At 64.0% G+C, this 24,414-nt stretch carries 23 protein-coding genes and 1 riboswitch; of the genes, 10 read left to right on the forward strand and 13 right to left on the reverse strand.

Annotated elements, in window-relative coordinates:
* Positions 1–391: 391 nt before the first annotated feature.
* Both IWX85_RS16510 and IWX85_RS16515 read left to right on the forward strand, forming a co-directional pair.
* Positions 392–1,219: a hypothetical protein gene (locus IWX85_RS16510; protein ID WP_196870442.1), complete on the forward strand. Its 828-nt coding sequence runs from the start codon at positions 392–394 to the stop codon at positions 1,217–1,219.
* A 17-nt stretch (positions 1,220–1,236) separates the two neighbouring features.
* Complete coding sequence (locus IWX85_RS16515) at positions 1,237–2,298, forward strand: TAXI family TRAP transporter solute-binding subunit (RefSeq protein WP_196870443.1); 1,062 nt, start codon at positions 1,237–1,239, stop codon at positions 2,296–2,298.
* A 33-nt stretch (positions 2,299–2,331) separates the two neighbouring features.
* Here IWX85_RS16515 and IWX85_RS16520 read toward each other — a convergent pair whose 3' ends face one another.
* The 6 genes from IWX85_RS16520 to IWX85_RS16545 all read right to left on the reverse strand — a co-directional run bounded on the left by IWX85_RS16520 (position 2,332) and on the right by IWX85_RS16545 (position 8,825).
* A complete protein-coding gene (locus IWX85_RS16520; RefSeq protein ID WP_196870444.1) occupies positions 2,332–3,387 on the reverse strand; it encodes a malate/lactate/ureidoglycolate dehydrogenase in 1,056 nt (351 codons plus the stop codon).
* 13 nt (positions 3,388–3,400) lie between these two features.
* Positions 3,401–4,927 carry a UxaA family hydrolase gene (locus tag IWX85_RS16525; protein ID WP_196870445.1) on the reverse strand — a complete coding sequence of 509 codons (1,527 nt, stop codon included), beginning with the start codon at positions 4,925–4,927 and terminating at the stop codon, positions 3,401–3,403.
* 22 nt (positions 4,928–4,949) lie between these two features.
* Positions 4,950–6,341 (reverse strand): TRAP transporter large permease, encoded by a 1,392-nt coding sequence (locus IWX85_RS16530; RefSeq protein WP_196870446.1) that lies wholly within the window; start codon positions 6,339–6,341, stop codon positions 4,950–4,952.
* 27 nt (positions 6,342–6,368) lie between these two features.
* Positions 6,369–6,923 carry a TRAP transporter small permease gene (locus IWX85_RS16535; RefSeq protein ID WP_196870447.1) on the reverse strand — a complete coding sequence of 185 codons (555 nt, stop codon included), beginning with the start codon at positions 6,921–6,923 and terminating at the stop codon, positions 6,369–6,371.
* A 76-nt stretch (positions 6,924–6,999) separates the two neighbouring features.
* A complete protein-coding gene (locus tag IWX85_RS16540) occupies positions 7,000–8,004 on the reverse strand; it encodes a sialic acid TRAP transporter substrate-binding protein SiaP (RefSeq protein WP_196870448.1) in 1,005 nt (334 codons plus the stop codon).
* A gap of 80 nt (positions 8,005–8,084) precedes the next feature.
* Positions 8,085–8,825, reverse strand: a complete 741-nt coding sequence (locus IWX85_RS16545) for a FadR/GntR family transcriptional regulator (RefSeq protein WP_196870449.1) — start codon at positions 8,823–8,825, stop codon at positions 8,085–8,087.
* A 199-nt stretch (positions 8,826–9,024) separates the two neighbouring features.
* Between IWX85_RS16545 and IWX85_RS16550 the strand changes: the two genes are divergently transcribed.
* The 3 genes from IWX85_RS16550 (at position 9,025) to IWX85_RS16560 (ending at position 11,641) form a co-directional block, all read left to right on the forward strand.
* Positions 9,025–9,756 (forward strand): SDR family oxidoreductase, encoded by a 732-nt coding sequence (locus tag IWX85_RS16550; RefSeq protein ID WP_196870450.1) that lies wholly within the window; start codon positions 9,025–9,027, stop codon positions 9,754–9,756.
* A gap of 59 nt (positions 9,757–9,815) precedes the next feature.
* Positions 9,816–10,664, forward strand: a complete 849-nt coding sequence (locus IWX85_RS16555; RefSeq protein ID WP_196870451.1) for a fumarylacetoacetate hydrolase family protein — start codon at positions 9,816–9,818, stop codon at positions 10,662–10,664.
* Between the two features lie 203 nt (positions 10,665–10,867).
* The gene (locus tag IWX85_RS16560) at positions 10,868–11,641 is read left to right on the forward strand and encodes a class II aldolase/adducin family protein (RefSeq protein WP_196870452.1); all 774 of its coding nucleotides are present in this window, start codon (positions 10,868–10,870) and stop codon (positions 11,639–11,641) included.
* A gap of 114 nt (positions 11,642–11,755) precedes the next feature.
* On the opposite strand, the gene IWX85_RS16565 is transcribed toward IWX85_RS16560, so the two are convergent.
* From IWX85_RS16565 to IWX85_RS16595, 7 genes are all read right to left on the reverse strand, one after another.
* Positions 11,756–13,111: a sigma-54 dependent transcriptional regulator gene (locus tag IWX85_RS16565; protein WP_196870453.1), complete on the reverse strand. Its 1,356-nt coding sequence runs from the start codon at positions 13,109–13,111 to the stop codon at positions 11,756–11,758.
* Entirely contained in the window at positions 13,108–14,892 is a 1,785-nt protein-coding gene (locus IWX85_RS16570) for an ATP-binding protein (RefSeq protein WP_231379875.1), read from the reverse strand. The genes IWX85_RS16565 and IWX85_RS16570 overlap by 4 nt, the downstream gene beginning before the upstream one ends.
* Before the next feature lie 308 nt (positions 14,893–15,200).
* A complete protein-coding gene (locus IWX85_RS16575) occupies positions 15,201–16,541 on the reverse strand; it encodes a dicarboxylate/amino acid:cation symporter (RefSeq protein WP_036807500.1) in 1,341 nt (446 codons plus the stop codon).
* A gap of 13 nt (positions 16,542–16,554) precedes the next feature.
* Entirely contained in the window at positions 16,555–16,896 is a 342-nt protein-coding gene (locus IWX85_RS16580) for a hypothetical protein (RefSeq protein WP_231379876.1), read from the reverse strand.
* 377 nt (positions 16,897–17,273) lie between these two features.
* On the reverse strand, positions 17,274–18,134 hold the full coding sequence (locus IWX85_RS16585; protein WP_196870455.1) for a transglutaminase family protein: 861 nt from the start codon (positions 18,132–18,134) through the stop codon (positions 17,274–17,276).
* A 59-nt stretch (positions 18,135–18,193) separates the two neighbouring features.
* Complete coding sequence (locus IWX85_RS16590) at positions 18,194–18,511, reverse strand: hypothetical protein (RefSeq protein WP_196870456.1); 318 nt, start codon at positions 18,509–18,511, stop codon at positions 18,194–18,196.
* Positions 18,508–18,693, reverse strand: coding sequence for a DUF1328 domain-containing protein (locus IWX85_RS16595; protein WP_036807510.1), 186 nt, complete (start codon positions 18,691–18,693; stop codon positions 18,508–18,510). Before IWX85_RS16595 ends, IWX85_RS16590 begins: the two co-directional genes overlap by 4 nt.
* A gap of 465 nt (positions 18,694–19,158) precedes the next feature.
* Here IWX85_RS16595 and IWX85_RS16600 point away from each other — a divergent pair, with 465 nt between their 5' ends.
* The 5 genes from IWX85_RS16600 (at position 19,159) to IWX85_RS16620 (ending at position 24,408) form a co-directional block, all read left to right on the forward strand.
* Positions 19,159–20,268, forward strand: coding sequence for an alkene reductase (locus IWX85_RS16600; RefSeq protein ID WP_196870457.1), 1,110 nt, complete (start codon positions 19,159–19,161; stop codon positions 20,266–20,268).
* Positions 20,269–20,573: 305 nt separating this feature from the next.
* Positions 20,574–20,684: riboswitch (guanidine-I (ykkC/yxkD leader) on the forward strand.
* A gap of 52 nt (positions 20,685–20,736) precedes the next feature.
* The gene (locus tag IWX85_RS16605) at positions 20,737–21,774 is read left to right on the forward strand and encodes an ABC transporter substrate-binding protein (RefSeq protein ID WP_081932512.1); all 1,038 of its coding nucleotides are present in this window, start codon (positions 20,737–20,739) and stop codon (positions 21,772–21,774) included.
* A 66-nt stretch (positions 21,775–21,840) separates the two neighbouring features.
* On the forward strand, positions 21,841–22,854 hold the full coding sequence (locus IWX85_RS16610) for a fatty acid desaturase (protein WP_196870458.1): 1,014 nt from the start codon (positions 21,841–21,843) through the stop codon (positions 22,852–22,854).
* 1 nt (position 22,855) lies between these two features.
* The gene (locus tag IWX85_RS16615; RefSeq protein WP_231379877.1) at positions 22,856–23,644 is read left to right on the forward strand and encodes an SDR family NAD(P)-dependent oxidoreductase; all 789 of its coding nucleotides are present in this window, start codon (positions 22,856–22,858) and stop codon (positions 23,642–23,644) included.
* Complete coding sequence (locus tag IWX85_RS16620; RefSeq protein WP_036807522.1) at positions 23,644–24,408, forward strand: SDR family NAD(P)-dependent oxidoreductase; 765 nt, start codon at positions 23,644–23,646, stop codon at positions 24,406–24,408. The genes IWX85_RS16615 and IWX85_RS16620 overlap by 1 nt, the downstream gene beginning before the upstream one ends.
* Positions 24,409–24,414 lie beyond the last annotated feature (6 nt).

Here is a 24,414-nt window from a genome sequence, read left to right on the forward strand (position 1 = left end):
TGCATTGCCGGGCTATCGTCGGTCGATGAGCATCCCCAAGGGTTTAGCAGCGTTTTTCGCGAAGCGTACGGTGTCCGGAACAGCGCCTCAGGCAGAAACAGGGAACAAACCGCGCTCGCACCCCACCGGTGAACTGCCCAAGCGTGAGGCTGCGCCGCAGCAAACCATGTCCGAGCGGGTGACAGCCGATCGTCCATTTCCAGCGTCAGGGTCTGGCCCTGTCCCGCCCGATGTTGCGCCGCCAGCACTCGGTGCATCGGCACTTCTGGATGCCTGGCAGGCGCGAGGGTCTGCATCAAGCGAGCCGCCTGACCGACCAAAGCCTGATGGCTTTTCGTTTCCGCAAGGGCTTGGTCCGCAGCAGCCAGCAGCCCCCGGGCTCGGGCCCATCATGGCGCAGCCGAGGCACCTTGCGGCCTTTGCCCCGTGGTTCATCGCCATTGGCGGGGCCATGGGACTGGGTGGATGGCTGCTGTTGAACACAGGCCCTTCAGACCTGCCTGGCGGGGAAAGACCGAATGCTGCACGGTCCGGGTTGGCCGGACCGGAATCGGCGCAACTCGTCATGTGTCCCTCGGAGCCTGTGGTGCCAGCGGCAGGCGACAAGGACGGAAAGTTCCCCATGCAGGCGGACGTGACCGGCCTGGCAGCGGTGGACATTGCCTCTTTCGTTGTCCTGAGCAATGAAGCCTCGGCCTCGGGTCGCGAGCGCGACGCCGAGGTGGGCTTGTTGATGTCGTGCAGGATCGCAGACAAGCTCAAGGGCGCGGCTTCCGTCGAGTCCGCCGACGCGAAATACCGGCTTGGACAGCACTATGCAGACCTGAGCCTTCGAGAGAATCCTGCGGCCGCGTTTCACCGCGCCGAATGGCTGGCGCGCGCGCAAATCCTGTTGGCGGACAGCCTGCTGACGTATTCAACCCGGTTTGGCGACAACGATGACAGGTCGCGGCTTGCGGCCAGCGGGCTGGCGTCAGTCCGGCAGAGACTGGCGCAAAAAATGCCGCCGGAACCCGCAACTGCTGGATCGCCTGGTAGAAATGGCGCTGCCGGGGCAGCAAAATTGCCAGCCCCTTCGCAGCCTGGCATGGCCGCCCAAACGCCTGCCAGCCCTTCGCCGGCCATTGAAGCCAGGGGAAAAACCCGCCCGATCCCACCCGCCATCAAAGAATGTCTTCCGGCCGTTGCAACGCTGGGGCTATGCGACTCGCCTTCATGAACCGAAAGAGAAACACCATGGAAAAACCCGTCTTGAGCGCACTGCTGACAGCAGCAATGCTTTGCCACGCTTCGACGGCAGTGGCTGAGGTGAATTACAAGATCGTGACCGCGTCCGAACGCGGCACCTACATCAAGATAGGACGCGATCTGGCGCAGTTCGTGGCGCCGGCGGCGGACATCAAGCTTGACGTGCTGCCCTCAGCCGGATCGGCCGAGAACGTCAAGCTGCTGCGCTACGAACCCGGTGTCAAGCTGGCCCTGGTGCAGTCAGACGTCTACCAGTCGTTTCTTGACGTTGCAGCCGGGGGCAATTCTGCCGCCCGCGCCTTGATACGGCCGCTGCGCGTGATCATGCCGCTCTACAACGAGGAAATCTACTTCATCGCGCGGGCAGATTCGGAGCGAAACTTCATTCACGACATCAAAAACGCAAAACTCAACGCCGGCGAGTCCGGCAGCGGCACGGCGCTGACATCGACCACGCTCTACCGCCAGATGTTCAACGAAGCCATGCCCGACAGCACGAGCTACCTTTCCAACGAGGAAGCCCTGGCCAAACTGGTCACCGACAAGACCCTTGACGTGGTCGCCGTCGTGGCAGGCCAGCCTGCCAAGTTGCTCGTGGACATGAAGCCCGAGTCGCGAAAGCTGATCAAGCTGCTCAAGTTCGACCCCAGCCATGCCTCCAGCGAAGCCGTTCTCAAGACCTACTTTCCCGCTACCGTGCGCGCCAGCAATTACCCCAGCCTGCTGGCAGCCGACATCCCGGGACTGGCGGTCAAGGCTTTTCTGGTGACCTACGATTTTCAGCTCAGGGACACCGAAAGCCACCTGCGGGGCATGGCGCGCTCCTTGTGCCAGAATTTCTCGCAGCTCAAGGAAAAAGGACACCCGAAGTGGGGCGAGGTTGAACTGGCCCTGCCGGAACTCGGTCGGGGATGGATCTACTACGCCCCGACAGCGCGCGAGCTTCGGTCCTGCGTGGCCGAAACCGCCAGGCCGGCTGCCACGGTGAAATCAAGGCAACCGGCAAGAATGTGCTCGCAGCAGGAACGGATTCTTGGCCTGTGCCCCTAGCGCCATGAACGCCAGGCCATCCGTTCCATGGAATCAGATGCTGGCGCCGACCTTGCCGGCGGCCAGGATGATTTCCTGCCAGGTCTGAAGGTCCACCTCGATGCCGTCCTGCTCGCGCTGCAGGCGCATCGCCCGCTCGGGCTCGCCGGCCACCTGCACCGTGCCAAAACCGCCTGCGGGCGGACTCTGGCGCAGCCAGTCCACGAAAGCCCGGGCTTCGGTGTCAAACGCCGCCTGCGTGCCGAGCTTCACCGGATCGATCAGCACCGTCAGCATGCTGTTGAGGATGGCCCGGCTGTGGACGTTGGTGGAATGCCAGGTGCCGCCGCCGGTCAGCGCGCCGCCCAGCAGTTCGCAGGCCACCGCCAACCCATAGCCCTTGTGTTCACCGAAGGGCATCAGCGCGCCAAAAAATCCGTTCGGCTGCGGCACGACGACCACGCCGGGGTCGGTGGTCGGCCGGCCGTGCTCGTCGATCAGCAGGCCGGGTGCTACCGCCTGGCCCTGGTTGTAGGCGACGCGCATCTTGCCCTGGGCCACGCGGCTGGTCGCAAAATCAAGAATGAAGGGCGGCTGTTCTTTCAGCGGAATGCCGATGCAGCACGGATTCGTGCCAAAGCGCCCGTCGCTGCCGCCCCACGGCGCGACCACCGCTCGCGACTTGACATTGACGAAATGCAGCGACACCAGCCCCTCGGCCACGGCCATCTCGGCAAAGTGGCCGATGCGCCCCAGGTGGTGCGACTCGGCCAGCGCCAGGATGCAGCTGCCGTGCAGTTTGGCTTTGGCCATGCCCAGCGCCATCGCCTGCTCGCCGATGACCTGGCCGTAGCCGCGCTGGCCGTTCAAGCTGAGCAACGATCCCGCATCGAGCACGGTCTGCACGCTGGCGTTGGGCGTCAAGCCGCCTTCGAGCACTGCATCGACATAGCGCGGCAGCATGCCCACGCCGTGCGAGTCGTGGCCGCTCAGGTTGGCCATGACCAGGTTGGCGGCGACTTTTTCGGCTTCTGCCGACGAACTGCCCGCCGCTATTAAAACGCTAGCGCACTGTGCCCGCAGGGTGTGCGCAGGAATCACTTTTTGCATAAAATCCTTGGGTTTACATCACCGCGCCAACTTGCCACGGCACAAACTCGTTCTGCCCGTAGCCGTGCTGCTCGCTCTTGCTCTGCCGGCCCGAGGCCGTGGCCAGCACCTGCTCGAAAATGCGTTGACCCATGGCCTGCACCGACACGCCGCCGTCGATGATCTCGCCACAGTTGATGTCCATGTCTTCTTCCTGGCGCTGCCACAGCGCGGTGTTGGTGGCGAGTTTCAGCGACGGCGAGGGCGCGCAGCCATACGCCGAGCCGCGTCCGGTGGTGAAGCAGATCACGTTGGCGCCGCCCGCCACCTGGCCGGTGGCGCTGACCGGGTCGTAGCCCGGCGTGTCCATGTAGACAAATCCGTGGGCGCTGACCGGCTCGGCATATTCATAGACGGCTTCGAGGTTGCTGGTGCCGCCCTTGGCCACCGCGCCCAGCGACTTTTCCAGAATCGTCGTCAGCCCGCCGGCCTTGTTGCCGGGCGACGGGTTGTTGTTCATCTCGCCTTCGTTGATCGCGGTGTAGTGCTCCCACCACTTGATGCGGGCAATCAGTTTTTCGGCAATGTCGGGCCGCACGGCGCGGCGCGTCAGCAGGTGTTCGGCGCCGTAGATTTCGGGTGTTTCGCTCAGGATGGCGGTGCCGCCGTGGGCCACCAGCAGGTCCACCGCCGCGCCGAGTGCCGGGTTGGCGCTGATGCCCGAATAGCCGTCGGAGCCGCCGCACTGCAGGCCGATGGTGATGTGCGCGGCGCTGCACGGTTCGCGCTGCACGTCGTTGGCGCGCGGCAGCATGTCCTGGATCAGCGCAATGCCTTTTTCCACCGTCTTTCGCGTGCCGCCAGTGTCCTGGATGTTGAAGACGCGAAAGTTGTCGCCTTCCTTCAGCGCGCTGTGCGCCAGCCAGGCATTGATCTGGTTGGCCTCGCAGCCCAGGCCGACGACCAGCACGCCGGCAAAGTTGGCATGGGTGGCATAGCCGGCCAGGGTGCGCTGCAGGATCTGCATGCCCATGCCTTCGGTGTCCATGCCGCAGCCGGTGCCGTGGGTCAGCGCCACCACGCCATCGACGTTCGGAAAATCCTGCAGCGCCGACGGGTGGGTCTGGCGCGAGAAATGGTCGGCAATCGCGCGCGCTGCCGTGGCCGAGCAGTTGACGCTGGACAAAATGCCGATGTAGTTGCGCGTCGCCACCCGGCCGTCGGCCCGCTTGATGCCCATGAACGTCGCTTCGCGCAGCGGGGCGGGCGGCTTCACGTCGGCGCCAATGGCGTAGTCGCGCGCAAAGTCGCCCTTGCTAGGTCCCATGTCCAGGTTGTGGGTGTGCACATGCTCGCCCGGCGCAATCGGCTTGCTGGCAAAGCCGATGATCTGGTTGTAGCGCCGCACCGGCTCGCCGGCGGCCAGCGCGCGCGTGGCGACCTTGTGGCCGGGCGGGATCAGGCCCTTGACGGTGATGTGTTCGACCTGGGTGCCACCGACCAGTTGGGCCCGGGCAATCAGCACGTCGTCGGCGGGATGTAGGCGGATAAAGGGGGTCATGGCGTGGCCTCTCAACAATCAATCAGTAAAACATCTTTGGCAGCCAGAGCACCGCCTTGGGGAAGTAGGTGATGATCCCGAGGCTGACCAGCAGGGGAAACAGCCACGGCAAAATAGCCATGGTGGTGCGCTCGACCGACAGCTTGGCCACCCGCGCCAGCACGAACAGCACCATGCCCATCGGCGGGTGCAGCAGGCCGATCATCAAATTGAGCACCATCACCAGCCCGAAATGCACCGGGTCGATGCCCAGCTTTTGCGTGATCGGCAGCAAGATAGGTACCAGGATGGTGATGGCGGCGGTCGGCTCCAGAAAGCAGCCGACAAACAGCATCAAGAGGTTGGCCAGCAGCAAAAACACCCACGCTTCCTGCGTGAAACCCAGCACCCATTCGGCAATGCCGGCCGTCACGCCGGTGGCCGTCAGCATCCAGCCAAAAATCGAGGCGGCGGCGACGATGAACAGCACGGTGGCGGTGGTTTCCACCGTGTCCAGGCAGACCTTGACGAACATCCTGAACTTCAGCGTGCGGTACCAGGCAAAGCCCAGCACCATGGCCCAGACGCAGGCGGCAATCGCGCCTTCGGTGGGGGTGAAGAGGCCGGTGGTCATGCCGCCAATCAAAAGCACCGGCGTCATGATGGGCAGCACGGCTTCAAAGCTGAACAGCTTGTCGAGCACGAACAGCGCCACCAGGCCCAGCAAAACGGTGAGTTGCGGCGGCGCGCCCACGCTGATCAGGCCCCACAGCGCCAGCGGCCAGCCGGCCACCACGGCGAGCTCGACCAGCGCCTTGCCGAAACGGCTGCCTGAAAAGCGGATGTCGCCGCCCCATTGGTTCTTGTGGGCAAAGTACGCCACCGTCAGCATCATCAGGAATGCCAGCAGCAGCCCCGGCAGCAGCCCGGCCAAAAACAGCGCCCCGATGGACACATTGGCCATCATCCCGTAGATCACGAAGGGCAGGCTGGGCGGAATGATGGGGCCCAGCGTGGCCGATGCCGCCGTCACGCCCACCGCAAATTCGGACGAATAGCCGTGCTCTTTCATCGCCTTGATCTCGATGGTGCCCAGCCCGGCCGCGTCGGCAATCGCCGTGCCGCTCATGCCGGCAAAGATCACCGAGCCGACGACGTTGACATGGCCCAGGCCGCCCTTGAGCCAGCCGACCAGCGCCAGGGCAAAGTTGTAGATGCGCGTGGTGATGCCGGCGTTGTTCATCAGGTTGCCGGCGAGGATGAAAAAGGGCACGGCCAGCAGCGGAAAGCTGTCAATGCCCGACACCATGCGGTGAATGACCACAAACGGCGGCAAGCTGCCGCTGAACAGGATGTAGACCAGCGACGCGCCGGCCATGGCGATGGCCACCGGAATGCCGGCGCCCATGAAGAGCAGGAAGAAAATTTTCAGCATGTGGGGGCCTGTTGGATGGCGGGGGGTTTACCGGTCCTGCATGGTGGCGTCGGGCCGTTCCAGCACGCTGTAGCCGCGCCGGTAATGGACCACGGCGACCTGCACCGAGCGCAGCAGCATCACCGCAAAGCCCAGCAGACACAGCGCATAGACGATGTTCATCGGCAGGTCCACCACTGTCATGCGCGTCTGGTTGCCGATCTTGAGCATCATTTGCACCGTCATGACCACGGCGGCGGCAAAAAAGGCGATGCGCACCCCGTCCACCAGGCCCGACATCAGCCGGCCCATGCGCGCCGGCATGTGGCGGTAAAAGAAATCGACCTGGATGTGGTTGTTCTTGACGACGCCGATGGCCGCGCCAATGAACACCACCGCAATCAGCTGATAGCGGGCGATTTCCTCGGTCCAGGCGGCCGAATCGTTGAACACATAGCGGGTGATGAACTGGTAGAACACCGTCAGGCCCAGCAGCCAGAAAAAGGCCAGTGCCAGCCAGGCCTCGGGTGTGGTGGTGGACAGATCGAATTCCTCATCCTCGGTGTGGAACTCGCCGTCGTCGCTGATGATTTTGTCGCTCATGGGCACTCCGCAAACAGTCAATCGGGTCACAAGACGGGCCGCCAGGCCCTAAGGCAAGGCGGCCAGCGGGCGTCATCTACTTCAGCGCCGTGATGCGGTCGTAGTCCTGCTGGCGGTAGCCGTGGTCGGTCGGCTTGGTGTTCTTCAGCACCGCCTCGCGAAAGGCGGCCTTGTCCACCGTGATGACGTTGTTGCCCTTTTTCTTGAACTCCTCGGCCAGGCGGATTTCGGAGGCAATGATCTCGCGTCCGGTCTTCTCGGCGGCTTCCTGCATCACCTCCGAGAAAATCTTTTTCTCGTCGGCCGACAGCTTGCCCCAGAGCTGGCCGGAGGTGATGGTCAGCAGCGAGTCGATGATGTGGCCGGTCAGCGAGATGTTCTTTTGCACTTCGAAGAACTTCTTGGCCTCGATGGTCGGCAGCGGATTTTCCTGCGCATCGACGGTGCCGTTCTGCAGTGCCAGGTAGACCTCGGCAAAGGCAATCGGCGTGGCATTGGCGCCGAGCGCCTTGGGAAACGCCAGGTAGGCCGGTGCATCGGGCACACGGATCTTCAGGCCCTTCATGTCCTCGGGCTTGGCGACCGGCTTGGCCGCGCTGGAGGTGACATGGCGCGCGCCGTAGTAGTTGAGCGCGGTGATGTGGTTGCCGCTCTTGTCGTCGTAGCCCTTGGCCAGTTCCTTGAACACATCGCTCTTGGCGTAACTCAGCAAGTGCTCGGCGTCGCGAAAGATGAAGGGAAAGTAGGTGACGGCCAACGGCCGGTAGGTGTTGCCGGCAAAGCTGGCGCCGCTCAGGATGATGTCCACCGAGCCCAGCGTCAGGCCCTGGTTGATGTCGGCTTCCTTGCCCAGCGTGGAGGCCGGGAACACCTGCACCTCGTACTTGCCGTTGGTGCGCTTCTTGATTTCGTCGCCGGCCCAGACCGACCATTTGTGAAACGGCTCGGAGGTTTCATAGACATGCGCCCATTTCAGCTTGGTTTGCGCCGATGCCATGCCCGAAATGCCAGTGGCGCCCGCCAATAATGCGCAGCATGCTATGGTTTTCAGCATTGATCGTTTTGTTTTCAAGTCGTTCATGGTGTCTCCTCTTGGTGGTGAATGGGCTGGCTTTGGGGGGCCGGTGCATGTGCCAGTCATGCACCGCGCGGTTCATGTCTCTAACTGGGTTCCCTGGGCTTTTGCGCCTGCCGCCAGCTCACGCTGAAGCGGGTGTGCGAGTTGTCCATGTGCTGGTGCATGGTTAGCCGGGCGGCGGCCGGGTCGTGGCGGCGGATGGCCTGCAGGATGGCTTCATGCTCGGCGATGGCGGCGCGCCAGGAATCCAGGGTTTCAAAATAGCCGGTCAACCGCTCGAACAGCGGCCCGCGCCGCGAGTCCCAGAAGCGCTGCACGGTTTCAATCAGCACGGCATTGCCGCAGGATTCGACGATGGCGGTGTGAAAGTCTCGGTCGCCTTCAAGCGGCAGCACGTCCTGGTCGGCGTCAAGTTGCATCCGGGCCAGCGCCTGGGCCATGGCTGCGATGTGCCCGGGCCTGGCCTCGGTGGCGGCGATGGCGGCGGTTTCGCCTTCCACCACCCGGCGCGCGCGGATCAGCTCCAGCGGCCCCCATTCGTCGGCCGGAATTTGCGGGCTGCGGGCGGCCACGCGGCTGGCCTGGCTGCTGCGGTCCAGCACATAAACGCCCGAGCCGGTGCGCACCTCGACCCAGCCTTCGACTTCCAGCGCAATCAGCGCCTCGCGCACCGATGGCCGGCTCACGCCCAGTTGTTTCGCCAGGTCGCGCTCGGCCGGCAGGCGGCTGCCGACGCTGAGTTCGCCCTGGCTGATCAGCGCGCGCAACTGCGTGGCAATCTGCCGGTACAGGCGCTGGGGTTCGACAGGTTGCAGAGGCTTCATGCGGAAAAGGTAAAACCAAAAATTAAGGGTTAGCCAGAATTGGCCAAGTGGTAAGGCCAATTAATAATCCCATGAAACCGGTTTCTCACCCATCAGGCAAAACCCTGAGCCTGAGCTTTTAATCGTTCAGGTGCGGGGCCTGCTGGTGAAAAAACGGGGCATGGCCGGTCTGTTGTTGGAAAAACCCAAGGAATCGAACATGAGACTTGAAGGAAAAACTGCCCTCGTCACGGCCGCCGGACAGGGCATCGGCAAGGCCAGCGCACTGGCCATGGCGGCCGAAGGCGCGCAGGTCTGGGCGACCGATGTCAATCCGGCGCTGCTGGCCAGTTATGACGGCGTGGCCCATGTCCGCACGGCGGTGCTCGACGTGCTCGACAAGCAGGCTATTCAAACGCTGATGAACGACTTGCCGGCGCTCGATGTGCTGTTCAACTGCGCCGGTTTCGTGCATGCCGGCTCGGTGCTGCAGGCCACCGATGCCGAATGGGACTTTGCCTTTCAGTTCAATGTGCGCGCGCAGTTCTGGATGATCCAGGCGGCGCTGCCGAAGATGCTGGCCAACCAGGGCGGCAGCATCGTCAACATGGCCAGCGTCTGCGGCTTCAAGGGCCTGCCCAACCGCTTCCTGTACGGCGCGTCCAAGGCCGCCGTCATCGGCCTGACCAAGAGCGTCGCCGCCGATTATGTGGGTCAGGGCGTGCGCTGCAATGCGGTCTGCCCCGGCACGGTGGATACGCCGTCGCTGCAGGAGCGTATCAATGTGTTTGACGACCCGGTGGAAGCGCGAAAAGGCTTTGTCGCGCGCCAGCCCATCGGCCGGCTGGCGCAGGCGCATGAAATTGCGCCGCTGGTGGTGTTTCTGGCCAGCGACGAATCGGCGTTTGTCACCGGCCAGGCCTACCACATCGACGGCGGCATCACGATCTGACGCCATTGACTGAAGATGCATTGATTCAACCCCCCAAGGAAAAAAAGGAAACCCCATTCATGAAACTTGTTCGCTACGGCCACCCCGGCCAGGAAAAACCCGGCCTCATCGATGCGGCAGGCCAGCTGCGCGACCTGAGCGGCCTCGTCAGCGACATCGGCCCCGACCAGCTGGGCGATGCGGCGCTGGAGTCACTGCGCCAGCACGACGCCAGCGCCCTGCCGGCGGTCGAAGGCGCGCCGCGCCTGGGCAGCCCGCTGACCGGCACCCGCAAGTTCATCGCCATTGGCCTGAATTACGCCGACCATGCCGCCGAATCCGGCTTGCCGATTCCTGCCGAACCGATCGTCTTCATGAAAGCCACCAGCTGCATCCAGGGCCCTGCCGACGCCGTCATGCTGCCCCGGGACTCGGTCAAGACCGACTGGGAGGTCGAGCTCGGCGTGGTCATCGGCACCCGCGCGCGCTATGTGGACGAGGACGAGGCGCTCAATCACGTCGCCGGCTACTGCACCATCAACGACATCAGCGAGCGCGAATTCCAGATCGAGCGCGGCGGCACCTGGGACAAGGGCAAGGGCTGCGACACCTTCGGCCCGCTTGGGCCCTGGCTGGTCACGCGCGACGAGGTGAGTGATCCGCAGAACCTGGGCATGTGGCTGGACGTCAACGGCCGGCGCATGCAGACCGGATCGACCCGGACGATGATTTTCAGCGTCGCCAAAATCGTCAGCTATGTCAGCCAGTTCATGACGCTGGAGCCCGGCGATGTGCTGACCACCGGCACGCCGCCTGGCGTCGGCATGGGCATGAAGCCGCCGGTCTACCTAAAGGCAGGCGACGAAATGGCACTGGGGATTGAAGGGCTGGGCGAGCAGCGGCAGGTGGTGGTCGCCTTCCAGCGCTAGGCGCCTGCCCGAAAAAGTGGCCAAAACCTTGTCTTGCGCACTGTTTACCGGCAGTTTTAGCTATATTTTTAATAGCATTCAACCGAGGTTTTGCTGGCCCTAAATCCGGACCGGGGCCAGCGGTGTCGCGCGGGAAACACCGGCCCGGGCGGCAGGCGTTGTAGCCTCTCGGACCCCACCACGCATATTCCAGAAAGCACCCCATGAACATTCCTTCCCTGCACGGCGCGGTCAGCGCCGAAGAATGGCAGCTGCGCTGCGACCTGGCGGCCTGCTACCGGCTGGTCGCACTGTACGGCTGGAGCGACCTGGTGTTCACCCACATCAGCGCCAAACTGCCCGAGTCGGTCTCGGGCGCCGGCGCGCACCATTTCCTGATCAACCCCTACGGCCTGATGTTCGACGAGATCACCGCGTCCAGCCTGGTCAAGGTGAACGAGCAGTGCCACAAGGTCATCGACTCGCCGTTTCCGGTCAACCCCGCCGGCTTTGTCATCCACAGCGCGGTGCATGAAGCCCGGCCAGACGCCGCCTGCGTGCTGCACACCCACACCCGGGCCGGCGTGGGCGTCAGCGCGCAGGCCGGCGGCATCCTGCCGATCAGCCAGCAGTCGACCTTTGTGCTGGCGTCGCTGGCCTACCACGGCTACGAAGGCGTGGCCTTCCGGGACGACGAGAAGCCGCGCCTGCAGGCCGACCTGGGCCGCGCCAATTTCCTGGTGCTGCGCAACCACGGCCTGCTGGTCGTCGGCAAGTCGATTGCCGATGCGTTTTTGAGCATGTACACCTTTGAGGCCACCTGCCGCATCCAGGTGGACGCGCAGGCCGGCGGCGGCGCGCTGACACCGGTCAACCCGCTGATCGTCCAGGGCGTGTCCGAAGCCATGCGTGTACAGACCGGCGGCCTGGGCGGCGCCTTTGTATGGCCTTCGCTGATCCGCAAGCTGGAGCGCCTCGACACCAGCTATCGAACCTGAACGGAGCGACCGGGTCGGCGCCATTGCGTTGCGGCCGGTCGTGCGCAGCATGGCCAGGCTTGGGCACTGGAGCCGCGAACCGGGACCGCCAGCTGAAAGCCGCCCGGCCGGGTATCAAGGGGTCTTGAATTCCTCGGCGCTGAGCCGGAACCGGCGCAGCTTGTCGTACAGCGTCTGTTTGGGCAGGCCCAGCGCCCGGGCGGCGACCCCGACCTCGCCATGGTGGCGCCGCATGCTTTCAATGACCATGCCGCGCTCAAAATGCTCCACCTGTTCGGGCAGGGTATGGGGCATGTCGCCCTGCTGCGCGCCCAGGTTGAAGTGGTCTATGGTCAATCCCAGCACAAAGCGGTCGGCCACGTTGCGCAGTTCGCGCACGTTGCCGGGCCAGTCATGGGCCATCAACTCGGCCAGTTGCCCGCTGGTGAGCGCAGGCGCGGCCTGCTGGTAGCGGCTGGCGGCCAGCAGCGCGAAATGCTCGAACAGCAGCGGAATGTCTTCGCGGCGATCGCGCAGCGGGGGCAGCTCGACAAAGGCCACGCCCAGGCGGTAATACAGGTCCGCCCGGAACTTCTGCTGGTCGCTGAGCAGCTTCAGGTCTTCCTTGCTGGCCGCAATCACCCGGCAATCAATCGCCACCGGCTTGTTCGATCCCACCCGCTCCACGCTGCGCTCCTGCAGGGCACGCAGGAATTTGATCTGCACCGACATCGGCATGCTCTCGATCTCGTCAAGAAACAGCGTGCCGCCCTGCGCGTATTCAAATTTGCCAACGCGCATCTTGGTGGCGCCGGTGAACGAACCCACCTCGTGGCCAAACAATTCGCTGTCGGCCAGCGCCTCGGGCAGGCCGCCGCAATTCAGCGGCACAAAGTGGGCGCGCCGCCGGTGGCTGTGGTCATGCAGGCAGCGCGCTACCAGTTCCTTGCCGGTGCCGGTTTCACCATAAATCACCACGTCGGCCGGTGTGGACGCCAGCGACAGGACGGTGCGGCGCACCCGTGTCATCTGCGGCGAACGGCCGATCAGGACCGCTTCAATGCCGTGCCAGTTCTCCAGCTGGTGGCGCAGCTGCTGCACCTGCAGGGTCAGGGCGCGCTTGTCGGCGGCGCGCCGGACCACCGCCACCAGGCGCTCGGAGGAACAGGGTTTCTCGACAAAGTCATAGGCGCCCTCGCGCATGGCCTGCACCGCCATGGAAATGTCGCCGTGGCCGGTCACCAGGATCACCGGCAGTTCCGGGTCCATGGCGTGAAGGCTGCGCAACCACTCGGTGCCCTGCATGCCGGGCAGCTTGACATCGCAGAGCACCACGCAAGGCTCGCCGACACCCAGTGCAGGGCTGACCTGCTCGACGCTGGCATACGGCTTGACGCCAAACCCCGCCAGCTCCAGGGCCTGGGAACAACCGACGCGTACGTCCTCGTCATCCTCGACAACGATGACCTTGATGGCGGGCGCCTGGCTCATGATTTGATTTCCTTTGACATTTCGGCGAGCGGCAGCTCAAGGGTGAAACAGGCGCCGCCCTGTGACAGATTACAGGCCTGCAGCGTCCCGCCCAGCTCGCGCAGGAGGTGGTCCGAGATCATCAGCCCCAGGCCGAGCCCCTGGCCCATGGGCTTGGTGGTGGTGAACGGCTCGAACAGGCGCGGGAAAATGTCCGCTCGCACCCCCGGACCGGTGTCGGTCACGGTGAGGCGGCAACGCCCCTGGGCGGCGCAGGCCTCGACCCGCAAACAACGCACGGTGGCCTGCGCCATGGCGTCAATCGCGTTGCCGAAGAGGTTGACCAGCACCTGCTCCAGCCGGGCCGCCTCGGCCTGGGCCGCCAGGTCGGGCGGCGTTATCGACACCTCCAGCGTGGCGCCGCATTCCCGCAGCCGCTGCACCACCATCAGGTGGGCGCTGGCCACCGCCTGTTCGATGCCGACCGGCGCGAGCGCAATCGCTGACTTGTAGGAAAACGACTTGAGCTGCAGGGTCAGGCGGGCCATGCGGTCCACCAGCAGGGCGATGCGCCGCAGGTTGCCCCGCACGTCGTCCAGCCGCTGCTGCTCCAGCAGCACGCCGGCGTTGTCCGACAGCGTTCGCAGGGCCGCCAGGGGCTGGTTGAGTTCATGCACCATGCCGGCGGACATCTGGCCCAGCACCGCCATCTTGCCGGCATGGACCAGCTCGTTCTGGGCGGCGCGCAGTTCCCGGGTACGGTCGGCCACCTTAGACTCCAGGCTGTCGTGGGCCGCCTGCAGCGCCGACTGGCTGGCCAGCGTCAGGCGTGTCGTGCGCCGCCGCTGCAAGACCAGCATGGTCGCCAGCAGCAGCAAGGCCGCCGCCAGCCCGGCGGTCAGCGCCCCGTCAAGCCCGGTTTCCTGCAGCTGCGCTGCGTCGTCGAGGACAAACACCTGCCAGTGCATCGGGCCATAAGTCCGGCTGCTGGCGACAAAGCGTTCGCCCTGCACGTCAAGCCGGCTCAGCCCGGACACCATCGTTTCCACCGACTGCCAGCGCAACAGGTGCATCCCGGACCTGCCATAGGGCTTCGACTGCGCAACGCTGGCCAGCGCGCTGGCGGACAAGGGCGCCAGCGGCCGGTACTTCCAGTCGCCACGGGTCGAGAGAATGACCACGCCCAGCGCGTCCGCCACCACCATCTCTCCGGGCAGGCGGCGCCAGGCGGCCTCGGTCTGCGCCAGGCTGACCTTGGCGACGGCAATGCCGCGCAGGCGCTGATCCTGTCGCAGCGCATATGACAGGTAGTAGCCAGCCTTGCCACTGGTGGTGCCCACGCCGAAAAAACGTCCCCGTCCGTGCGTCAGCGCATCGCGCACGTAGGGTCGGAACGAAAGGTTGGCGCCCAGCGGGCTGCCTGGGTCGGCGGCATCGGAGGCCGCCAGGGTCAGGCCCTGGTCATCAATGACGTAAAGGGTGCTGGCACCCGCGGCGTCGTTGATGCGGCGCAGGTACTGGTTCGCCTCTTCACGCAAACCGCTGTCTCCGGGACGGTCCAGCAGCTTGAGCACGGTGGGGCTCGTCTCCAGCAGCGAGGGCAGGTATTCAAAACGGGCCAGCTCGCCGTCAAGCGATGCCGACACCACATCAAGCCGGTGACGCTGTTCTTCGCGCAGCTGCACCATCCCGGCGCGCGTGGCCAGCAGGTAGCCGACGGCCGCGACCAGCGCCACCGTGAGTCCTGCCCCCAGCCAGGCGCCCAGCCGCCGGCCCGCGCCACTGCGGTTGATTGTGCTCAAACCTTCCCCCGTTCCTGTTGTATCCGTTGCCTCGGCGCACCGTGGCCATGGCTGCCGATTGTGCATCGGCCCGGCGCACGCAGCGGTATCGGGGCAGGCCGCCGCTGGCCGGCGCATCAGGCCTTTGGACAAGGCCAGACCCGGGACGGGGTCCCATCATGGCGCACGGAGACGAAGGGAAAAAAAGGGGAGCGGACAGCGGGACAGCGGGACAGCGGCCAGCGCAACGCCGCTGGACGTGCTGCGGGGCGATGCGCCGCATGCTCAGACGCGCCAGCGCGCGCAGCGCGCCACGGACAAAGCCGTGCTCAGCCCGCCACGACGGGCAGGTGCGTCTCGGTGACGTCGAGCACGGCTTCCGGCTCGTCGGCTTCAGCGGCCGTTTCCTGGTTGAGCTGACGGTGAAGGCGGTCGGTGTCAAGGTCGCCGGTCCATTTGGCCACCACCAGCGTGGCCACGCCGTTGCCGATCAGGTTGGTCAGCGCGCGCGCTTCGGACATGAAGCGGTCAATGCCCAGGATCAGCGCCAGTCCGGCCACCGGTACCGTGCCGACGGCCGACAGCGTGGCCGCCAGCACGATGAAGCCGCTGCCGGTCACGCCCGCCGCACCCTTCGAGGTCAGCAGCAGCACCAGCAGCAGCGTGATCTGTTGCATCAGCGTCATCGGCGTGTTGGTGGCCTGCGCGATGAACACCGCCGCCATCGTCAGGTAGATCGAGGTACCGTCGAGGTTGAACGAGTAGCCGGTGGGAATGACCAGGCCGACGACGGACTTCTTGGCGCCCAGGTTTTCCATCTTGGCCATCATGCGCGGCAGCACGGTCTCGCTCGACGAGGTGCCCAGCACGATCAGCAGCTCTTCCTTGATGTACTTGATGAACTTCCAGATCGAGAAGCCGTGAAAGCGCGCGATCAATCCGAGCACAATAAAAACGAAGAACAGGCAGGTGGCGTAGAAGGTCGCCATCAGCGCGCCGAGCGACACCAGTGAGCTGACGCCGTACTTGCCGATGGTGAACGCCATCGCACCGAACGCACCGACAGGCGCCACCTTCATGATGATGCCGACGATGGAAAACAGCACATGCGAGGTCTTCTCGATGAAGTCGAACACCAGCGTGCCGCGGCCGCCAAACTTGTGCAGCGCGAAGCCAAACATCACCGCAATCAGCAGCACCTGCAGGATCTCGCCCTTGGCAAACGCATCCACCACCGTGTTCGGGATGATGTTGAGCAGGAAGTCGGTGGTGCTGACCATCTTGCCCGGGCCGGTGTACGCGGCGATGCTCTTGGTGTCCAGCGTGCTCGCATCAATGTTCATGCCGGTGCCGGGATGCACCAGGTTGATGATCACCAGGCCGACCACCAGCGCGATGCTGCTGACCACCTCGAAGTACAAAAGCGCCAGGCCACCGGTCTTGCCCACCTTCTTCATGTCTTCCATGCCGGCGATGCCGACCACCACGGTGCAGAAGATGATGGGCGCGATGATCATCTTGATCAGCTTGATGAAGCCGTCGCCCAGCGGCTTCATGGCCGCGCCGGTTTCGGGATAGAAGTGCCCCACCAGCACACCGATGACGATGGCGCTGATGACCTGCAAGTAGAGCGAGCGATAAAAGGGCTTGGGGGTGGAATTTTGTTCCATCAATGTCTCCTGGTTAGACGGTAAAGGGGGGTTCGATGCTGGCCGTCACAGCGCTGGCGGCGCAGGCATGAAAGGCGCGCACTGGCTCAGCCATCGCCCTGGCTTTCATGGCTTGTGTTGTCATGGGTTTGTGCTTTTTAGGTCTTGTGGCCCGGTTGCCCGGCTGGTTTTTGACTAGGGAATAGATAGCAAGCCTGATGCCAGCGTTCTGACGCCCCAAAAACGAATGCAAGTGCTTGATTTGTATAGACTTATCATCATTGGATGTCGAATGCAAGGCTGGGACTCCGTGATTGCGGCAAGCCTGCGTACCCGGGCTGCCATACACAGAAGTTAGTGAAAACCCTTGGTTCATTTCGGGATTCATCGTCAACATGAAGGGCAAGCCCGGTCCGTGCAGACGCGCGGCCAGCAAAGCCGGCGCACAACACGGTGAGGTGGAATGCAATCAAGCTTGTGCGGGGCGGTGAAATCAAATTAACCGAATGCAGCCGCGATGGCGCAAGCGCATCGGCATCCGGGCGCCTCAGGCCTCGGGCCTGTCCGGGGAATCGGCAAAAACCGCTGACAAGCCTGTGCAGTGAAGCCTGGCACGGCGGGCAGGGGCCAAAGGCGTTATTTTTGAATAAAATCGGCCTGTGGTGCAATCAGAGTGGGGGCATGAAGCTATTTTTTTTATAGCAAACCACCGCTTCTTCAAACCCCTGTCGAGCCGGGGTTTGGCGCTAAAGCTCAGGCCGCGCTGACCGGCGTTGCCGGCGGCGCGTCGGTGGCCGTGCCGTCAGCCGGCACATCGCCCTCATCAACCGTAATGGCCATGCAGCGCATGGTCACATCGCCAAAAATCGTGGCAAAGGCCACGTCCTTGGCATCGCGGCCGGTGCCGATGCGGACCAGCCGGTCGATGGGCGCCCTGCGCGTGGCATCGAACAGCACCCAGCGGCCGTCAAGCCAGGCTTCGAACACGGCGTGAAAGTCCTGCGGCGGTTCGGCAAATCTCACATAGCCCACCACCAGCCGCGCCGGAATGTTCAGCGCCCGGCACAGCGTGATGGCCAGGTGCGCAAAGTCGCGGCACACGCCGACGCGCTCGACGAACACGTCCTGCGCCGTGGTGGTCGGCTGGGTGCTGTGCGGCGGGGTGGTGCCCGGCTGGTAGTCGACCGATTCGTGAATCCAGCTTTCCACCGCGCGCACCCGGCCCATGCCCGGCGGCAGGTGGCCGAACAGCTGCTGCGCCACGCGGCGCAGCGAATCCGATTCGCAATAACGGCTGGGCATCAGGTAGTGCAGCACGTCGTCGGGCAGGGCGCTGACAGGCGTTTCGTCCATGGGCAGCGGCTGCAGGGCCGGATGCAGGTGCACCCTGGCGTGGTAATTGACCGTCAGGACACCCTTGGGCGCGTCCAGGCGAATGAAGCGGTTGCCACTGCGCTCGTCCGAAAAATGGCGCACCTTCATGCTGGGCGTGATGGTCAGCCGCTCCTCGACGACTTCGTGGCCGGGATGGAACGCAGCGCCAATGTTGAGCAGAAAATGCGCCGGGCTGCTCACTTCGTATTCGAGCAGGCAGTCAACCAAAGAGGTATGCATGGAATGGGTGGCTCCTGTGGGGCAAACAAAAAAGGCCGGGGGCGTGAGCCGCCGGCCGGCTAATCATGCCTGCGTGGCGGGGGAGTGGGCGAATCGGTGCCGGTAAACCAGTTTTTGCAGGTCACGAACACGACGCGAACGGCGCGCTCCAGGATGTCCGCAGACAGCGTGGAACGGCGGCGCGCCCTGAGCCGGAACACCAGCAAAAACTCGGCGATCCGGGAGGGAAACCCGACCGGGCGCTGGGGTGCGATAGCCGGCACGGGGTGGCTCGCAGGCTCATCGGACTCTTCCCGGGACGACCAGCCCTGGAAAATACGGTCCTTCAACCGTGACACGGCCGAGATGGGCGGCTTGCTGTCGGCGGGCTCCATCACTTCATCATTTTCTTGGCAGCGCCCACGCCCAGGGCCGCCAGCACGATGAAAATCAGCGCCAGGATCAGAAACAGTCCAAACAAGACCTTTGCAATGCCTGCGGCCCCGGCGGCGACGCCGCTGAACCCCAAGGCGCCGGTGATCAGTGAAATTAGCGCAAAAATAATGGCGTACTTGACCATTTTTAGTTCCCTTCAATGACTTGGACACAAGCCCGGGCACACATAAATCAGTGACAAGCATCCGTAGGATGACGACTTGTATCTTAAAAAAGCATGCCGGCTTTCAGAATAAGCGCGACCCCTCTCGCTTTGTAGGACATCGCTTTGCCCAAAGCGATGTCGCCGCCCGCACGACGGTCGGGCGGTCCTATCGTCACATGATTGAATGACCGCGGAATGACGAAATTTTCTATGCCATTATGGCCCGATGGTCAAATCGTAAACCTCGGGCAAAAGCTGTTTTCCTTGCCCAGAATCAACAAGCTCAGGGTGCGCTGCGCCGCATGCCCGGGTTCACAATCGGTACCTAGTTTTCTCAAGGCTTGCCGTGTGCCAGACAGCCCAGGCAAGCCGATCCTGTGCAGCACGCCTGTGATTCAGTTCTGGCCGGCGGCCTGCCTTTTCACACCAGAACCAGGAAATCCAATGCCCTCTTTATTCGACACTGTCCAGACCGGCGATCTTCTGCTGGCGAACCGCATCGTGATGGCGCCGCTGACGCGCAACCGCGCGCCCGATGCCATTCCCACGCCGCTGATGGCCGAGTACTACACCCAGCGCGCCACGGCAGGCCTGCTCATCACCGAAGCCACGGCCATCAGCCACCAGGCCCAGGGTTATGCCGATGTGCCCGGCCTCTACGGCACCGAGCAGCTCGACGGCTGGAAACACGTGACCCAGGCGGTGCATGACGAGGGCGGCAAGATCGTGGTGCAGCTCTGGCACGTCGGCCGCGTCTCGCATTGCGACCTGCAGCCGGACGGCGGCCGGCCGGTGGCGCCTTCGGCCATCACCGCCAAGACCAAGACGGTGCTGATCCGGGACGGCGTGCCGACCTTCGTGGCCACGTCCGAGCCGCGCGCGCTCGACGCCGGGGAACTGCCCGAGATCGTGCACACCTACCGGGCGGCGGCGCTCAATGCGGTGGACACGGCCGGTTTCGACGGCGTGGAAATCCATGCTGCCAACGGCTACCTGCTCGACCAGTTCCTGAAGAACGGTTCCAACCAGCGCACCGACGACTACGGCGGCCCTGTCAGAAACCGCGCGCGCCTGATGCTGGAGGCGACCCGCGCCATCGTGGACGCGATTGGCGGCGGCCGCACCGGCATCCGGCTGTCGCCCGTGACGCCGGCCAACGATGCCTTTGACAGCGACCCGCAGCCACTGTTCGAGTACGTCGTGAGGCAGCTGGCCAAGCTCGGCCTGGCCTATGTGCACATCATCGTCGGCGCCACCGGCGGCGCGCGCGAACTGCCCGAGCGCCCGTTCGACTACGCAGCGCTGAAGGCCGCCTACCGCGCGGCAGGTGGCAAGGGCGCCTGGATGGTCAACAACGGCTACGACAAGACAACGGCCGAGCAGGCCCTGAAGGACGGCGCCGACCTGGTCGCCTTCGGCAAGCCCTTCATTGCCAATCCGGACCTGGTCACGCGGCTGCGCCTGGACGCGCCGCTGAACGAGCCCGACAAGGCGACGTTCTACGGCGGCGGCGCCGAAGGCTACACCGACTATCCTGTGCTATCGAATGAATAGCTGAGAGCGCCCGCCAGTATCTGGAATTTTTCAATCCAAAGGCTGGCGCCTTTTTTTCTCCAGGCATCACGCCGCCAGCGCTGCTTGATGAACGTGCAAGGATCAAAGCGGGTCCGGATCTTTCCCTGCACCACGACAAGGCGCAGCGCTACCGGGACAAGGGCAAAACGCACCTGGTTTGTCTAAGTTGGTGCGAAATGCAGGCGCTGGCGAGGACACATGCCTGCCATAAAGATGGCACGCGTATTGCGTGCGCTGATTGCGCAAGAAAGGCGATTTGTGCAGAAGAAGCGCAAATCCTACTCGCGTAGGGTCACTAGGGTTCCGGTCGCCGAAGGATGAATTCGGCTGATGTCTGGTCCGAGAGTGGCCCGGCCTCGCAAGAGGCTCCACGGAGGGATAAAAGCCCGGGAGAACGATGTACAAGTCGTATTTCCTGTGCCCGTCATTCACTTCAGGAGCCTCGTCATGAAATCATCTGGTTTTCCCCTTTCCCCTGCCGGCAAGGCGTCGCTGCTGGGTCGCCTGTTCAAGCCCGCCCTCGGTGTGGCGGTCGCTCTGGCGGCTGCATCGGCCGTTGCCGCTGCTCCGACGAGCATGAAAATCGGCACGGTGGTCTGGATCGGCTACGGGCCTTTTTATGTGGCGGACGCGCTCGACCTGTACAAGAAATACAACCTCAAGGTGTCTTTGCAGGTCTTCAATGACCCGGCCCTGATTCCTTCCGCAATGGCTTCGGGCGCCGTTGATGGCGCCATGCTCACCTATGACCAGGTGGTCGGCCAGGCCGCCAGCGGCAAGCGGCAGAAAGTGGTGATGCCGATCGACTACTCCAACGGTGGCGATGCCATCGTGGCGGACAGCAGCATCACCAAGGTGAGCGACTTCAAAGGCAAGAAGGTGGGCTTCAATCCCTTGTCTCCCTCGGACTTTCTGCTGTCTTACGCGCTCAAGACCAATGGCATGACCGACAAGGACATCACCGCCGTCAACATGACGCCCGAGGCGGTGCCGGCGGCCATGGCTTCGGGCCAGATGCCCATCGGCGTGACGTATGAGCCCAGCCTCTCGCAGATTCTCGGCCAGGGCGGCGGCAAGAAGTTCAAGGTGGTGTATTCCTCGAAAAACGCCCCCGGCCTGATTGCCGACGTGCTGGTGTTTGACGACCAGGCCATCAAGACCAGGCCGGCAGAGATCACCGGCATCATGAAAGCCTACCTCGATGGCCTGGCCTACATGAAGGCCAAGCCGGAAGAGTCGGCCAAGATCATCGGCAAATTCATGGGTGTCACGCCCAAGGAAGTCAAGGAGCAGCTCGCTGGCGTGTACAACATTCCGCTGGCCGAAATGCCCAAGGCTTTTGTGAAGGCCAAGGAAACGACTTCGTACTATGCCAGCGGCGACGTCATCGGCCAGTTGCTCAAGGCCAAGGGCCAGATCACCACGGTGCCGCCGATCGAAACCACGTTTGATGCGCAATTCGTCAGCGCCCTCGCCAAGAAGTAAGCCCGCCCGGAGCGCAGCGCTGTTGAGCGGCGCTGCGCTCCGGCGAACAAAGGAAAAGGTCTGGTCATGAAGCAATTTTTTCGCTATCCCGACGGCGTCTGGCCGAATGTGGCCGCATTGAGCATCACGCTGCTGGGCTACGGCGCCGGCGTGGCGCTGCTGGGCGCGTCGAACTGGGCGCTGAATGCGCTGGGGTTTTTGCTGGTGGCGCAGACCCTGATCTGGTCCGCCTATTTCATCCATGAATTTGCCCATCAGGCCATCTTCAAGACGGCGGCGGCCAACCAGCGCTGGGGCACGCTGATGAGCTGGATCAACGGCAGTTGCTACGCCACGTTCTCCGACATGCGTCGCAAACACATGCGCCACCATGTGGAGCGGGCCGATGTGATCACCTTTGACGTGCACGGTTTCCTGCTGCGCGCCCCGGCCTGGTCGCGCCACACCGTGCTGGCGCTGGAGTGGGCTTATTTTCCCGCCGTTGAGTTCCTGATGCGGGCATTTGTCCTGGTGCTGCCTTTTCGCGACGCGCGCAAGCGGGCGGCAAGAGGCCGGGTGCTGGCCATTGCCGCAGTTCGCCTGACACTGCTGGCGGCGCTGGGCTGGTGGTCAGTCAAGGCATTGCTGCTGTACTTTGCCGCCTACCTGGTGTTTGTCACCGTGCTGCGCTTTGCCGACTGTTTTCAGCACACCTACGATGCCTATCCCATCCTGGACGAGACGCCCATACCCGCAGACAAGGTGCGTGACCGCGCCTATGAGCAGGCCAATACCTACAGCGACATCGTCAGCCTGGACAGCACATGGCTCAATCTGGTCTGGCTGAACTTTGGGTTCCACAACGCGCACCATGAGCGGCCCACGGCGCCGTGGCACCGCCTGCCGGCCTTTCACCGCGAGCTGTACCCTGTGCAGCACGCGCAGGTCATCACGGTGCGGGAGTTGCTGCGCAGCTTTCACACCAACCGCGTCAAGCGCGTGCTGTCGAGCGACTACGGCGCGGTTCAGCCCCTGGGCGTGAACGGGCGCGCCGACGGTTTTGTCGGCGCCGTGGGGGTGTCATTCCTGACGGCGGTGTGAGTTGAAATCCAGTTACGCCTTGCAAGGCAAGACCGTGGTGATCACCGGCGCAGGGGGCGGCATTGGCAGCGCGCTGGCGCAGGCGTTTGCACAGCAGGGCGCACGCCTGATGCTGCTGGACCGGGATGGCGCAGCGCTGCAGTGCCTGGCCAATGCACTGGCAGCGCACACGGATGTGGGAACGGCGGTGTGTGATCTGGGCGACGACGCGCAGGTGGCTGCCCTGGCGGTCCGTTTGCAGAGGCAATGGGACGGGGTGGATGTGCTGGTCAACAACGCAGGCGTCGAGTACCCCACGCCGCTGGACAGCAGCGCGTCTGATGCCATGGCGCGCTGGGCCGGCCTGCTCGACAACAATGTGGTCAGCATGGTGCGACTGACCCGTGCCTTGCTTCCGTTGATGCGCTCCGGCGCCAGCATCATCAACCAGTCCTCGATCTGGGGCAAGACCGGCGTGGCCGACTTTTCAGCCTACGCGGCCAGCAAGCACGCGGTGATCGGGCTCACGCGGTCGCTGGCATTCGAGCTGGCTGCGCGCGGTGTTCGCGTCAATGCGGTTTGCCCCGGCTGGATTCGCACCGACGCGGCCATGCGCTCGCTGGCCAGCATGGCCCGGCAGCAAGGGCGCAGTGAAGCCGAGATTGAGCACGAGCTGCTGTCGCAACAGGCTTTGCCCAACATGCTGGCGCCCGCAGACATTGCGGGCATTTACCTGTTTTTGGCCAGTGCAGACGCCGCTCCCCTGACCGGTCAGGCCATTGTGGTGAGCAACGGCGAGGTGATGAGCTGATGTCGGCCGCCTTCACGCTGTCTCTGTCGGGGCGCATGGCGCTGGTCACCGGGGCTGGCACCGGTATCGGCCGCGCCATTGCGCTGGCATTCGCACAGGCGGGCGCCTCGGTCGTGGTCAACCATTGGGGCCGCGCCGCGCTGGCCGGCGAACTGGCGCGTGAGATCGAGGATACGGGGGCGCGGGCATGGGTGGTTGAGGCCGATGTAAGCCAGGCCGGCGATGTCGTCCGCATGGCCGAGCAGGTTCAGCGCACGTGCGGACCGGTGGATGTGCTGGTGAACAACGCCGGCATCATCCAGGAAAAGCCTTTTCTGCAAACCACCGAAGAAGACTGGGACCGGATGTTGTCTACCGATCTGAAATCGGTGTTCCTGATGTCGCGCGCATTCCTGCCCGCCATGGTGGCGCGCCAGCGCGGGGTCATTATCAACATGGCATCCGACCTGGCGGTACTGGGGCGCGCCCACTATGCGCCTTACTGTGCCGCCAAGGCGGGCGTCATTGGAATCACGCGGTCTCTGGCGCGCGAGTTTGCGCCGGCCATCCGCATCAACGCCATCGCACCGGGACCCGTGAACACGGCCATGGTCTCACCGGAATCCATGAGCCCCGAATGGATGGCCAGGGAGCTGGACATTCCGCAACACCGCATTGCCGAGCCGCAGGAGATCGCCGCCACGGCGCTGTTTCTGGCTTCCGATTCATCACGCTTTTATTGCGGACAGGTGCTGGGCCCCAACGGCGGCTCGGTGATGGCCTGACGCCGA

The organism is Polaromonas sp. CG_9.11 (assembly GCF_015752225.1).
GTDB lineage: Bacteria > Pseudomonadota > Gammaproteobacteria > Burkholderiales > Burkholderiaceae_C > Polaromonas.